We start from the raw sequence: 13,691 nt of genomic DNA, 5'->3' as shown, positions 1-13,691 counted from the left end.
CCTCAGTGATTGACACTACGCAACACGTTGTCGACGGCCGTGCCGAGCCTGTCGACGATCAGGTCGATCTCGTCTGCGGAAGCGATATAGGGCGGCGCCAGCAGCACGTGGTCGCCGCGCACCCCGTCCACGGTGCCGCCGCCGGGATAGCAGCCGAGCCCGTTGGCGAGCGCCTCCGCCTTGATTTTCTGGTGCAGCTTGAGCGCCGGGTCGAACGAGGTGCGGCTGGCGCGATCGGCGACGAGCTCGATCGCCCAGAACAGCCCGCGGCCCCTGATGTCGCCGACGTGGCGATGATTGCCGAAGCGTTCGGTCAGCCGTTGCTCGAGTTGTCGTCCGCGCTCCCTGACCTGATCGAGCAGGCGCTCCTCGCGGATCACGTTTTGCACCGCGAGCGCGGCCGCGCAGGCGAGGGGATGCGCCAGATAGGTGTGACCGTGCTGGAACGCGCCGGAGCCGGCGCGGATCGTGTCGACGATCTTGCCGCTCGCGAGCATCGCGCCGATCGGCTGATAGCCGCCGCCGAGACCCTTCGCGATGGCCTGGATGTCGGGCGCGACACCTTCCTGCTCCCAGGCGTGCGTTGTGCCGGTGCGGCCCATGCCGCACATGACCTCGTCGAGGATGAGCAGCGCGCCGTGCCGGTCGCAGATCTCGCGCATGGCCTTAAAGTAGCCGTCGGGTGCAGTCACGGCGCCGGCGGTGGCGCCGACGACGGGCTCGGCGAGGAACGCCGCCACGCTGTCGGGGCCAAGCCGCTGAAACTCGGCCTCGAGCTCGGCGGCGAGGCGCGCGACGAACTGCGCATCCGACTCGTCCTCGCGCTTCTCGTGATAGGCGAAGGCCGGCGTCACGTGGCTGAATGCCGCCGAGAGTAGCGGTGCATAGGGTGCGCGCCGCCAGGCATTGCCGCCGGCGGCCAGCGCGCCGAGCGTGTTGCCGTGATAGCTCTGCCGCCGGGCGATGAAGTGTTGCCGCTGCGGCTCGCCGCGCTCGATGAAATATTGCCGGGCGAGCTTGATGCTGGCCTCGATCGCCTCCGATCCGCCGCTGACGAAATAGGCGTAGGCGAGACCGCCGGGCTCATGCCCGACCAGCGCTTCAGCCAGCGCCTCGGCCGGCTCGGAGGAGAAGAACGCCGTATGAGCATAGGCAAGCGTCGCGGCCTGCTTCGCCATCGCCGCGATCACGCGCGGGTGCTGGTGCCCGAGGCAGGAGACCGCCGCGCCGCCGGAGGCGTCGATGATGCGCCGGCCGTCCTCGGCAAAGAGATAGACGCCTTCACCGCCGATCGCCTTGGGCGGCGCTTCGCGCAACGAGCGGTGCAGCACGCGGCTGGTGCGAGCGGCCATGGGTCAACCTTTCTCTGGGACGTAAGTGGAGGTCGCAGCGAGTCGCGCCTCGGTACTTTCCAGACGCTTCTTCGCGGCAACGCCGCCGAGCGAGAACGTGACCGCCGCGAGCGACTGCGCGATCGCAATCGCGCCGGTGAGGCTCGGAAAGAAGCCCGGAGAGGACGCCGCCTCGAACAGCAGCACGTGGTCGGCGCCCTCGGCCATTGGTGCCGAGAGACTATCCGCGATGGCGATCAGTGTCGCGCCGGCGCGATAGGCTGCCTGTGCGACGCGGACGCTTGCATGCGTGTAGGGCAGGAAGCCGACGACGATAACGGCTTCCCCGGGCCGGAACGCGCCGAGATCGAGGTCGTCGGGCCCGGAAGCGCCGACGAGCTGGACCTGCTCGGGCCGAAACAGTCGCAGCTCGTAGTTCAGCAATTCCGCGACGCTGCGGCAGCTGCGATAGCCGGCGATCCAGATCCGCTTGGCATCGTGCAGCGCGCAGGCAGCTTCCGCGATCGGGTGTGCCGGGATCCGCGGAAGGCCGGCGGCCTCGGCCGCAAGCTTGTTGGTGACGAGCGCGACATCGGCGTTCGGCCCGTGGCGACGGCCTCTTGCGCGGCCGGAGAAGGGCGCGGTCTGCGACGGCCGCCGCGCCTCGGTCAGCGCCGCGCGCAACTCCTCCCAGCCCGAATAGCCGATCGCCTTCGCAAGCCGCGTGAACGCGGCAGGATCGGCGCCGGCTTCCGCCGCGAGATCGCGCATCGAACGGGTGGTGGCGTCGTAATCGTTGGCGGCGACGAAGCGTCCGACCTCCTGCAAGCGCATCGGGAGCGATGGCAATGCAATACGCAGCTCGCTCAACGGCGAGGATTTCGCGGGCTCGGCCATGAAACATTTGTTGCATGAATCGAAGTTTGGTGCAACAGTTGACGTGCGCTGCCGGAAATCGCTGCCCCTTGAGAAGGATTTTTGTGCCGTGACCTCAGATGCGCCGAGACCGCCGCCGCGCCGCCGCTTCTTCGGCGCCTTCGGGCGCCGCGAGCTGAAGGGCCTGTTCTGGCAGGTCCTGGTCGTCGGCATCGCGGTTGCGGTCGTCGCCTTCCTCTGGTCCAACACCGTCACCAACCTCTCGGCCCGCCGCATCACCACCGGTTTTGCCTTCCTCGGCCGCGAGGCCGGCATGCCCATCGCCGACAGTCTGCTCGCCTATAGTCCGAGAGACACTTACCTCTGGGCCTTCGTCGTCGGCGTCGCCAACACCTTGCGCGTTGCCGTGATCGGGATCGTGCTCGCGACGATTTTGGGCACGCTAATCGGCATCTCGCGATTGTCGGCGAACTGGCTGCTGTCACGGCTCGCCGCGGTCTATGTCGAGACGCTTCGCGATATCCCGCTGCTGCTTCAGCTCCTGTTCTGGTACGTGTTGATGCAGGCGCTGCCGGCTGCACGCGCCGCGTGGCGACCTGTCGAGGGTGTGTTCCTCTCCAATCGCGGCTTGATCCTGCCGGCGATCCCGTTCGGCCCGCCGCACCTCGCGGTCCTCGGCGCCGCGGTGCTGGGTTGCGCGGTGTTCTATGTCGTCCGGCGATGGCAGATCGCGCAGCAGATGCGCGATGGCAAGCCGCGGCCAGCTTGGCCCTTTGCGGTTGCGCTGGTGATTGCGTTGCCGGCGCTGGTGTCCGTGCTGCTCGGCGTATCCTGGCGGATCGAATGGCCCCAGCTGCGCGGCTTCAACTTCGTCGGCGGGCTGACGCTGGCGCCCGAATATTTCGCGCTGCTGATCGCACTCGTCACCTACACCTCGGCCTTCATCGCCGAGATCGTGCGCAGCGGCATCCAGTCGGTGCCGCGGGGACAGTGGGATGCCGCCAACGCGCTCGGTCTGCGCCGCAGCTTCATGCTGCGGCAGATCATCCTGCCGCAGGCCCTACGTGTCATCGTGCCGCCGATGACGAGCCAGTACCTCAATCTGACAAAAAACTCCTCGCTTGCGGTCGCGATCGGCTACCAGGATGTCGTCTCGATCGCGAACACCACGCTGAACCAGACAGGTCAGGCGATCGAGGCGATCGCGTTGATCATGGCGGTATTCCTGACCATCAGTCTCGGCATCAGCTTCTTCATGAACTGGTACAACGCGCGCATCGCGCTGGTGGAGCGCTGAGGATGACGGCGATCAGCGATATGCCGGATGTGCCGCGTGCCGCTCGCCGCCCGCAAGTTGGCAATCCGATGCTGCGTTGGCTGCGCAGCAACTTGTTCTCGTCGATCCCGAACAGCATCCTCACGATCGTGCTGCTGGCGGTGCTCGCGAAGGGTGTGTTCAGCTTCGTGCAATGGGGCGTTGCCAGTGCGGTCTGGCTTACGCCGGTGAATGATTCCAGCGCTTGCCGCGCGGTGCGCGGCATCGGCGCCTGCTGGGCGGTCATTCCTGAAAAGTACCGCTTCATCCTGTTCGGCACCTATCCGTTCCACGAGCAGTGGCGGCCGGCGCTGTCGGTCGTGCTGTTCATCGCGCTGTTCTATCTCTCGACCCGCCGCGCCCTGTGGCGGCGCGAGCTCGTTTTCATCTGGATCGGTGCGCTCGCGCTAATCAGCGTGCTGATGTGGGGCGGGGTGCTGGGACTCTCTTTCGTCTCGCAGGATCGCTGGGGCGGATTGCCGGTCACGCTGATCCTGGCGACGTTTGGACTCGCGTTCGGCTTTCCACTCGGCATCCTTGTCGCGCTCGGCAGGCGTTCAAAGCTTCCAGCGATCCGTTCGCTCAGTGTGCTCTATGTCGAGCTGATCCGCGGCGTGCCGCTGGTGAGCCTCTTGTTCATGGCCAGCGTGATGTTTCCGCTGTTCATGCCCAGTGGTTTCAACATCGACAAGCTCCTGCGGGCACAGATCGCGATCATCCTGTTCGCGGGCGCCTACCTTGCCGAAGTCATCCGCGGTGGCCTTCAGGCCGTGCCGCGTGGTCAATATGAGGCTGCCGACGCGCTCGGGCTGTCCTACTGGCGCAAGAACCGGCTGATCATCCTGCCGCAGGCGATCCGCCACGTCATCCCGCCGCTGGTCAACACCTTCATCGCCTTCTTCAAGGACACCAGTCTCGTGCTGATCATCGGCATCTTCGACCTGCTGACGACGGCGAAGACCGCGATCATCGATCCCGCCTGGCAGCAGTTTTCCGTCGAGGTCTATATCTTCGTCGCCGCAATCTATTTTGTCTTTTGCTTTGCGATGTCGCGCTACAGCCGGAGTCTGGAGGCGACGAGCGGGAGGTGAGGTCTCGTGTCCCGGACAAGGTGCAGCGCGTCAGCGCTGCGCCGCGGAGCCGGGACCCAGGAGATGCACAAGAGGTCTCGGCGAGGTGGGCCCCGGCTCTGCAGCGCACCGCCGAAGAGGCGCTGCGCTGCGTCCGGGGCATGAGAGAGGCTACTTCTTTACCTTCGGATCGATCGGGGTCGTGCCGCGCAGGCCCAATATATCCTCCAGCACCTTCGCGCCTGCGATCACTTGCGCATCCGCACGCGGTGCGCCGACCACCTGCACGCCGACCGGCAGGCCCGACGCCGTGAAGCCGCAGGGCAGCGACAGTGATGGGCAGCAAGCGAGCGTGATGGCATAGACGATGCCGAGCCATTCGACGTAATTGTCAAATCGCTTACCCGCGCATTCGGCGACATAGCGATTTTCGACCGGGAAGGGCGGCACGATCGTGGTCGGCACCAGCAGGAGATCGTAGGTGCTAAAGAACTCGACCGCGCGCGCGGTCATGCCGACGCGGTGGGCCTCGGCACGTTCGAGCTGCTCGACGGTGAGCTTGAGGCCTTCCTCGATGTTCCAGATCACCTCTGGCTTGAGCAGGTCACGCTTGGTGCGGAGAAGTTGCGCCTTGCTGATCGCGAAGTCGAAAGCGCGCAGCACGTGGAAGCATTCATGCGCCTCGCGCCAGTCCGGATGCGCCTCCTCGACGGTGACGCCGGCCTCGGCGAAGCGTTCAGCCGCCTTGCGTGTGATCGCCTTGACCTCGGGATCGACCGGCGTAATGCCGAGATCGGGCGAATAGGCGATACGCCTCGGCTTCTTGCCGGACTGCGCAGCCGACAGGAACGACGTCAGAGGCGCCGGCAGCGACAGCGGATCGGCGGCATAGTCGCCGCTCATGGCATCCAGCAGCAGCGCGAGATCCTCGACGTTGCGGGCCATCGGGCCCTGCACGCCGAGATTGCGGTCGATGCCCGCCTTCGGCGTATGCGCGACGCGGCCGATGCTCGGCCGCATGCCGACGATGCCGCAGAAACTTGCCGGACTGCGTAGGCTGCCGCCCATGTCGGAGCCCTGCGCGAGCCAGGCCATGCCAGTGGCCAGCGCCACTGCCGCGCCGCCGGAGGAGCCGGCGGCAGATTTCGAAGTATCCCAGGGATTGAGGGTCGCACCGAACACCTCGTTGAAGGTGTTGGCGCCAGCGCCGAATTCCGGCGTGTTGGATTTGGCGTAGACCACCGCGCCATTGGCCTCGAGGTTCTCGACCATGAGGTCGGATTTCGCGGGGATGTTGTCCTTGAAGATCGGCGAGCCCTGGGTGTTCAGCACGCCCGCAACGTCGGTCAGATCCTTGATCGGCACCGGCAGGCCCGCGAGCAGCCCGCGCGCGCCGGCCGGCTTCTGCATCAGCGCCTTGGCGTTATCCCGGGCGCGATCGAAGCACAGCGTCGGCAGCGCGTTGACCTTGCCATCGACTTCACTGATGCGCTTTTCCAATACGTCCAGCAGTTCGAGCGGCGAGACGTCGCCAGACCGCAATTTGTCGACGACGGTGCACGCGGTTTCGCGGATCAGCTCTTGAGACAACTATTTTACTCCTATGCCCGTTCTTGGTGTCGTCATTGCGAGCGCAGCGAAGCAATCCAGGAATGCAACCGCAGCGGCGGTCCGGATTGCTTCGCTGCGCTCGACGGTGTGTGCGGCGCGCAGCGTGGTCATAACCAGCGCCGAATTCTAACCCCACCCGGCGCTGATGCCGCCATCGACGGTATAGATCACCCCGGACGTGTAGCCCGAGCGGTCCGACGCCAGGAACGCCATGAGGTCGCCGATCTCGCGCGCATGCGCAGGGCGCCCGAGCGGCAGGCTCTTCTGGAATTCCTTGTAGCGGCTCTCGTCGCCGAATTGGTGCTTTGCCCGCGTCTTGAGCAGGGTGACGTGGCGGTCGGTGCCGACAGGGCCGGGATTGATGCCCACCACGCGGATGTTGTCGGCGAGACTTTTTCCCCCGAGCACACGGGTGAAGGCCATCAGCGCGGCATTGCCGGCGCTGCCGCAGATGTAATTGGCATCGAACTTCTCGCCGGCCGCGCCGATGTCGTTAACGATCACGCCGCCGCCCTTGGCCTTCATCTGCGCATAGATCTGCCGCGTGAGGTTGATGTAGCCGAACACTTTCAATTCCCAGGCGTGCCGCCAGGTCGCCTCGTCGATCTTGTCGATGGACCCGCCAGGGATGTCGCCGGCGTTGTTGACGAGGATGTCGATGTCCGCAGCTTCCTTGGCGAGCCGCGCGATGTCCTCGGCTTTGCGTAGATCGACGATACTCGTCGCGGCATCGACCTGGTGCGCGGAGCGCAACCGCTCGGCCAGCGCCTTGAGCTGCTCGCCGCTGCGGGCAGCGAGCAGCAGATGCGCGCCTTCCTCGGCAAACGCCTCGGCGGCGGCCGCGCCGATGCCCTTGGATGCGCCCGTGATCAGGACGCGCTTGCCACGCAGATGCAGATCCATGAAGGGGACTCGCAGGACAGGAACAGGATCAAATCAGTAGGCGCTCGGTCGCGCCATGGTCAACATTGCAGTGCAGCGTTGCACTGCCGCCGCGTTTGGTCCATTGCAGTGCGATCAAAAGGCGGCGGCTGCCGAACCAACCAGGGACATTCTCGATGAGTAAGAAACAATACCGGATCGCGGTCATTCCCGGCGACGGCATCGGCAAGGAAGTGATGCCTGAGGGCCAGCGCGTTCTGGAGGCGGCGGCGAAGAAGCACGGGGTGTCCCTGCAATTCGACCATTCCGACTTCTCGTCCTGGGACTATTACGAGAAGCACGGCCAGATGATGCCGGATGACTGGAAGGAAAAGATCGGTAAGCACGATGCGATCTATTTCGGTGCGGTCGGTTGGCCGGCCAAGATTCCGGACCACGTCTCGCTGTGGGGCTCGTTGATCAAGTTTCGTCGCGAGTTCGACCAGTATGTGAACCTGCGCCCGGTTCGGCTGATGCCCGGCGTGCCGTCCCCGCTGGCGAACCGCAAGCCCGGCGACATCGATTTCTGGGTGGTGCGCGAGAACACCGAAGGCGAATATTCCTCCGTCGGCGGCCGCATGTTCCCGGACACCGACCGTGAGTTCGTGACACAGCAGACGGTGATGACCCGCACCGGCGTGGATCGCATTTTGAAGTTCGCCTTCGAGCTCGCGCAGTCGCGGCCGAAGAAGCACCTGACGTCGGCGACGAAATCGAACGGCATCTCCATCACGATGCCCTATTGGGACGAACGCGTGGAGGCGATGGCCAAGAAGTTCCCGGGCGTGAAGTGGGACAAGTACCACATCGACATTCTTACCGCGAACTTCGTGCTGCATCCGGACTGGTTCGATGTCGTGGTCGGCTCCAATCTATTCGGCGACATCCTCTCCGATCTCGGCCCGGCCTGCACCGGCACCATCGGCATTGCGCCGTCAGGCAACATCAATCCCGAGGGCGATTTCCCCTCGGTGTTCGAGCCGGTGCACGGCTCGGCGCCTGACATCGCGGGGCAGGGCATCGCCAACCCGATCGGCATGATCTGGTCGGGCGCGATGATGTTGGAACATCTCGGCGAGAAGGAAGCCGGCAAGTCGATCGTCGACGCGATCGAGCGCACGCTCGCCGAACGCACGCTCCGGACCAAGGACCTCGGCGGTAACGCCGACACGACGGCCTGCGGCAAGGCGGTGGCAGAGATGGTGGATTAGGGCACGCTAACAACTGCGGGGGTCGTCCCGGCGAAGGCCGGGACCCATCACCACAGGAAGTGGTTGCGACGTGAGCTGCTAACCCCGAGTCTTCGCCAAACCACTTCCTGTGGTTATGGATCCCGGATCCGCGCTCCGCTACGCTGCGCTCGTCCGGGACGACATCGGTTGAGATTACTTCGTCCCAATCAGCCCACGATCTTCTCGATCGCGGCCTGATCCAGCCCGAACCGCTTCCCGGCATCCAGAATTTCCTGCCAGGTGTTCGGATCGATCGGAATGCCTTCGGCCAGCCGCTTCTTCTTGGTCTCGCGTTCAGGCTCGCCGGCGATCTTCACCTTGTCGACGCCGGAGGCGGGCGGGGAGCCGGTGTGCCAGGCGACGAAGCTCTCGACTTCGCGTGCGAGGTTTTCGGCGGTGCCGAGCTTGTTGGGATCGATGACGATCGAGAGCATGCCGTTGAGGACGTTGTACTTGCCGTCGGACGGGCTCTTGACCACCTGCCCGCCGGAGAGGGCGCCGCCGAGGATTTCGCAGACCAACGCGAGGCCCGACCCCTTGTGCTCGCCGAACGGTAGGATGGCGCCGTACGGTGGGATCACGGTGTAGCGCGGGTCGACCGTTGGCTTGCCTTCATTGTCGATGATGGTGCCGGGCTCCAGCTCGACGCCCTTGTTGTGGGCCACGCGGGTCTTGCCCTGCGCGATCCTGCTGGTGGCGAAGTCGAGCACGATCGGCTCCTTGCCCCTGCGCGGGATGCCGACGCAGAACGGGTTGGTGCCGTGGCGCGCATCGCTGCCGCCCCAGGGCGCCACGATCGGGCGCGAGATCACGTTGACGAAGTGGATCGAGACCAGCCCGTGATCGATGCACTGCTCGGCCCAGTGGCCGATGCGGCCGATGTGGTGCGAGTTGGAGAGGCCGACGAGACACACGCCGTTGCGCTTGGCGCGCTCGGCCGCCAGCTCCATCGCTTCTTGGCCGATCACCTGGCCGTAGCCGGTGAGGCCGTCGAGGGTGAGGAGCGGACCAGTGTCGAGCACGATCTTGACGTGCTGGTTCACGGCGAGGCCGCCGTTGGTGACGCTCTGGACATAGCGCGGGATCATGCCGACGCCGTGAGAGTCATGTCCCCTAAGATTGGCCTCGACGAGATTGGTGGACACGAGCTCCGCTTCGCGGTCGGTAGACCCACCCGCCTTGACGATGGCGTGGATGGCATTGGTGAGCGGCTCTGCCTTGATGGTGCGGTAATCGGCCATTGTTGTTGTTCTTATCCCTTCACGATCCGGCGGCAGTGCTCCCACGCCGCGCCAATCAGGTTCTCGCTCGCTTCCGGCGTGCGGAAGGCGGAATGCGCCGACAGCGTCACGTTCGGCAGTTTCGTCAGCGGATGATCGCCGGGCAGCGGCTCGATGTTGAATACGTCGAGACCGGCATGGCGGATGTGGCCCGACTTCAGCGCGTCGATCATCGCAGCCTCGTCGACGATCGCGGCGCGGGCGGTGTTGATGAGGACGACGCCACGCTTCATCGCAAGGATCTTCTCGCGCGTGATCATGCCGCGCGTCTCGTCGTTGAGCAGCAGATGCAGCGATACGACGTCGCTCCTTGCCAGCACGGTGTCGAGATCGGTGAATTCCACGCCAGGACAGCTCTTCGGCGAGCGGTTCCAGGCGATCACCTTCATGCCGCTGCCGGACGCAATGCGCGCAACTTCCGCGGCGATGCCGCCGAAGCCGATCAGCCCGAGTGTCTTGCCGGTGAGCTGCATGCCGTCCTCGCGCAGCCAGTTGCCGCCGCGCATCTCGCGATCCATCATCGCGATGACGCGGGCGGAGGCCCACATCAGCGCGATCGCGGATTCCGCCACCGCCGTATCGCCGTAGCCCTTGATCAGATGCACGGAGATGCCGAGTTCGGCCAGTTCCTCCGGATTCATGTAGCTGCGCGCACCGGTGCCGAGGAATACGACGTGCTTCAGCCCTGCGCACTTCTTCGCGACGTCGGTCGGCAGCGCGGTGTGATCGACGATGGCGATCTCGGCGCCGTCGAGGATCTCGGGGTATTGCTCGGGCTTGATGTCGGGATTCCGGTGGATCCGCACCTTGGGATCGCCCGGCTTCTCCAGCCGCTCCATGATCAGGGCAAGCGTTTCATTGGCGTCGACGAAAACTCCGCACATGGCTCCCTCCGGTCAGGACGCGACGCCGGCGATCGCCAGCACGGTGTGCATGAGAACGTTGGTGCCCGCGGCGCAGTCGGGCTGCGTGGCGTCCTCCAGCTCGTTGTGGCTGACGCCGTCCTTGCAGGGCACGAACACCATTGCCGCCGGTATGACGGTGTTGAGGTTGCAGGCGTCGTGGCCAGCTCCGGAGGTGATGCGGCGAGACGAATAGCCGAGCGTCTTCGCCGCGTTCTCGACCGCCGCAATCAGCTTGGGATCGAAATGCGTCGGCGGCTTGCGCCAGACCAGGTCGATCTTGACCTCGACCTTGCGGCGCGCGGCGATCTCGGCAATCGCGGCGCGCAATTCGCGATCGAGCGCGTCCATGATAGCACCATCCGCGCTGCGGCAATCCATGGTGAAGGCGATCTCGCCGGGAATGACGTTGCGCGAAGGGTTTGCGATCACGGCCTCGCCGATGGTGCCGACCGCGTTCGGCCCGTGCTTTTTCGCGATCGCCTCCATCGCCAGCACGATCTCCGACAGTGTCGCCAGCGCATCACGCCGCAGCGGCATCGGCGTCGATCCCGCATGGCTCTCAAAGCCGGAAATCTTGCCGTCGTACCACAGCACGCCCTGACCGGAATCGACCACGCCGATGGTCTTGCCTTCGGCCTCCAGGATCGGGCCCTGCTCGATGTGCAGTTCGACGAAGCAGCCGAGCTTCTGGAAGCCGACCGGCTTGTCGCCGCGATAGCCGATGCCGTCGAGCGCCTGGCCGACGGTCGTACCCTCGGCGTCCTTGCGCGACAAAATGTCATCGGTGGTGAAGTCGCCGACGTAAGCCGCGGAGGCCATCATCGCCGGTGCGAAGCGCGAGCCTTCCTCGTTGGTCCAATTGACGACGCAGATCGGCGCTTCGGTTTCGATGCCGGCATCGTTCAGCGTGCGGATCACTTCGAGTGCGCCGAGCGTACCCAGAATGCCGTCATACTTGCCGCCGGTCGGCTGGGTGTCGAGATGCGAGCCGATGCCGACGGGCGGCTTCGACATGTCGCGTCCCTTGCGCAGGCCGAACATCGAGCCGAGCGCATCGACATGCACCTCCAGGCCCGCGTCTTCGCAGGCCTTGCGGAACCAGTCGCGGACCTGCTTGTCCTCGGAGCTCAGCGTTAGCCGCCGCACGCCACCCTTGGTCGTCGCGCCGAACTGCGCGGTCTCGTGGATGGAGCCCCAGAGGCGGGCGGAATCGATCTGCAGGTTGGTGGCGGCTCGGCTCATGCGGTCAGTCTCTCAATTGTCCGGCGCCTTTTTCAATGACGCGCCAGCGCGGGCGCGTCAACCGCGAGGCTGCTCTGCGCAATTTGCCGTGCCAGCTCGGCGACGCGCTCGACTGCCACGACGTCGGGCGAGGCGAGCCAGCTCGCGGTGAAGGTCAGCGGCGCGATCGCGAGATCGGTGTCGAGCAGTTGCAGCCGCCCGTCGGCAAGCTCGTTCTCGACGATGGCGTCGGGGATCACGGCGATGCCGAGTCCTTCTACCGCCATGTGGATGACGGTGGCCAGCGAGGCGGAGGCGTGCAGCCGGATCGGCGGCAGCTCAGGCCGGTCGAACACTTCGCGCACGACCTCGTAAGGCTTGGTCTTGCGCGGAAAGGTGATGATTGGAAATCGCGCGAGCTCCGCCGGCGTCACCGGACCCTGGCCGAGGCCGAGCGAGGGGCTTGCGAGGAATCCGATCGGATAATCGGCGAGCACGCGATTGTGCACGCCGGAAGCGGACAGCGGTCCCACCACAAACGCAAGCTCGATCTCCTGCGCGAGCAGGCGCGCGGTGAGGTTCGGCGTGATGTCGACCTCGATCTCCAGCGACAGGTTCGGATAGACCTCGTTCACGCTCTTCACCAGGCGCGGCAGCCACGTGTGCACGATGGTCTCGGCGACACCGAGGCGCATGACGCCGCGCATCGCCGAGCGGTCGCCGATCTCCGCCATCATCGCGGCCCGCAGGCCGATCAGCTTCTCCGCATAGACCATCATCTGCCGGCCGCTCGGTGTCGGCGAGGCCACGCGATGATCGCGATTGAGGAGCTTCACGCCCATCTCGCGCTCGAGCTGGGCGATACGCTGGGAGATCGCCGGCTGGGTGGTATTGAGCCGTTGTGCGGCGCCCCGAAAGCTGCCGAGCTTCACAACCCAGAGGAATGTCTCGATCGACCTGAAGTCCAGCATTGGAAGGATTTTCCCAGTCGATAAATCAGATTTATCGAGATTGATTAGAAACGACGATTAGACTTTATAGCACGCTTGGTGTTGGCTTGTCTTTGTCGAGTTTATAGGCAGGTCGATCACATGACTGTTTTGGTGGCAGCGCAGCAAACTGAAACGCCCGACATGCTCCCGAGCCGCAAGGCCCGGCTCGCCTACCGCAACGGGCTGGTCGCCTCCACCGCCGGCGTCGCCCCAGGATTCGTTCAGGGCAATCTGGCGATCCTGCCGGCGGAATGTGCCGGCGCCTTTCACCGCTTCTGCCAGCTCAATCCGAAGCCGTGCCCGATCATTGGGATGTCCGATGTCGGCAGCCCTTACATCCCTTCGCTCGGTGCCGATCTCGACATCCGCACCGACGTGCCCCGCTATCGCGTCTGGCGCGACGGCGAGGTCGTCGACGAGCCGACCGACGTGACGAAGCATTGGCGCGACGATCTCGTCACCTTCGTGCTCGGCTGCTCCTTCTCGTTCGAAGAGGCCCTGCTTGAGGAGGGAATGCCGATCCGCCACATCGAGAAGAACGTGCGCGTGCCGATGTATCGCACCAACATCGCCTGCGGCGCGGCCGGACCGTTTGCCGGCCCGATGGTGGTGTCGATGCGTCCGTTCAAGCCGGCGGATGCGATCCGCGCGGTGCAGATCACCTCGCGCTATCCGGCCGTGCACGGCGCGCCCGTGCATCTCGGCCATCCGCATCTGATCGGCATCAAGGACATTGCCAAGCCCGACTACGGCGATCCCGTGCCGGTCGCCGATGATGAGATTCCGGTGTTCTGGGCCTGTGGCGTCACGCCGCAATCCGTCATCAACGCCGCGAAGCTGCCGTTCGCGATCACGCATTCGCCCGGGCTGATGCTGGTGACGGATCTCAAGAACAGGACCATGGCCGTGATTTAGCAGGCAGCGTTTGCTGCTTGTT

General features: G+C 65.1%; 12 protein-coding genes. 4 read left to right on the top strand and 8 right to left on the bottom strand.

Annotated elements, in window-relative coordinates:
- Positions 1-2: 2 nt before the first annotated feature.
- Positions 3-1,352 carry an aspartate aminotransferase family protein gene (locus tag BLV07_RS35905; RefSeq protein WP_091895338.1) on the bottom strand — a complete coding sequence of 450 codons (1,350 nt, stop codon included), beginning with the start codon at positions 1,350-1,352 and terminating at the stop codon, positions 3-5.
- Positions 1,353-1,355: 3 nt separating this feature from the next.
- Positions 1,356-2,228, bottom strand: a complete 873-nt coding sequence (locus tag BLV07_RS35900; protein ID WP_091895336.1) for a MurR/RpiR family transcriptional regulator — start codon at positions 2,226-2,228, stop codon at positions 1,356-1,358.
- An 88-nt stretch (positions 2,229-2,316) separates the two neighbouring features.
- Here BLV07_RS35900 and BLV07_RS35895 point away from each other — a divergent pair, with 88 nt between their 5' ends.
- Positions 2,317-3,504 carry an amino acid ABC transporter permease gene (locus BLV07_RS35895; RefSeq protein ID WP_091895419.1) on the top strand — a complete coding sequence of 396 codons (1,188 nt, stop codon included), beginning with the start codon at positions 2,317-2,319 and terminating at the stop codon, positions 3,502-3,504.
- A 2-nt stretch (positions 3,505-3,506) separates the two neighbouring features.
- Positions 3,507-4,613 (top strand): amino acid ABC transporter permease, encoded by a 1,107-nt coding sequence (locus tag BLV07_RS35890; protein ID WP_091895333.1) that lies wholly within the window; start codon positions 3,507-3,509, stop codon positions 4,611-4,613.
- 150 nt (positions 4,614-4,763) lie between these two features.
- Here BLV07_RS35890 and BLV07_RS35885 read toward each other — a convergent pair whose 3' ends face one another.
- On the bottom strand, positions 4,764-6,182 hold the full coding sequence (locus tag BLV07_RS35885; protein WP_091895330.1) for an amidase: 1,419 nt from the start codon (positions 6,180-6,182) through the stop codon (positions 4,764-4,766).
- Positions 6,183-6,329: 147 nt separating this feature from the next.
- The gene (locus tag BLV07_RS35880; protein ID WP_091895327.1) at positions 6,330-7,106 is read right to left on the bottom strand and encodes an SDR family oxidoreductase; all 777 of its coding nucleotides are present in this window, start codon (positions 7,104-7,106) and stop codon (positions 6,330-6,332) included.
- A 155-nt stretch (positions 7,107-7,261) separates the two neighbouring features.
- Here BLV07_RS35880 and BLV07_RS35875 point away from each other — a divergent pair, with 155 nt between their 5' ends.
- Positions 7,262-8,335: a tartrate dehydrogenase gene (locus tag BLV07_RS35875; protein ID WP_091895324.1), complete on the top strand. Its 1,074-nt coding sequence runs from the start codon at positions 7,262-7,264 to the stop codon at positions 8,333-8,335.
- A gap of 188 nt (positions 8,336-8,523) precedes the next feature.
- On the opposite strand, the gene BLV07_RS35870 is transcribed toward BLV07_RS35875, so the two are convergent.
- The 4 genes from BLV07_RS35870 to BLV07_RS35855 are packed head-to-tail and all read right to left on the bottom strand — an operon-like array spanning position 8,524 to position 12,733.
- Positions 8,524-9,597, bottom strand: a complete 1,074-nt coding sequence (locus BLV07_RS35870; RefSeq protein ID WP_091895322.1) for a malate/lactate/ureidoglycolate dehydrogenase — start codon at positions 9,595-9,597, stop codon at positions 8,524-8,526.
- An 11-nt stretch (positions 9,598-9,608) separates the two neighbouring features.
- Entirely contained in the window at positions 9,609-10,520 is a 912-nt protein-coding gene (locus BLV07_RS35865; RefSeq protein WP_091895319.1) for an NAD(P)-dependent oxidoreductase, read from the bottom strand.
- A 12-nt stretch (positions 10,521-10,532) separates the two neighbouring features.
- Positions 10,533-11,783, bottom strand: a complete 1,251-nt coding sequence (locus BLV07_RS35860) for a Zn-dependent hydrolase (protein ID WP_091895316.1) — start codon at positions 11,781-11,783, stop codon at positions 10,533-10,535.
- A gap of 32 nt (positions 11,784-11,815) precedes the next feature.
- Entirely contained in the window at positions 11,816-12,733 is a 918-nt protein-coding gene (locus tag BLV07_RS35855; protein ID WP_091895313.1) for a LysR family transcriptional regulator, read from the bottom strand.
- Positions 12,734-12,853: 120 nt separating this feature from the next.
- Between BLV07_RS35855 and BLV07_RS35850 the strand changes: the two genes are divergently transcribed.
- Complete coding sequence (locus tag BLV07_RS35850) at positions 12,854-13,669, top strand: putative hydro-lyase (RefSeq protein WP_091895310.1); 816 nt, start codon at positions 12,854-12,856, stop codon at positions 13,667-13,669.
- Positions 13,670-13,691 lie beyond the last annotated feature (22 nt).

The organism is Bradyrhizobium sp. Rc2d (genome assembly GCF_900099855.1).
GTDB lineage: Bacteria > Pseudomonadota > Alphaproteobacteria > Rhizobiales > Xanthobacteraceae > Bradyrhizobium.
The sequence above is the reverse complement of the archived record's forward strand: the minus strand, read 5'-3'. Positions and strand labels throughout refer to the sequence as shown.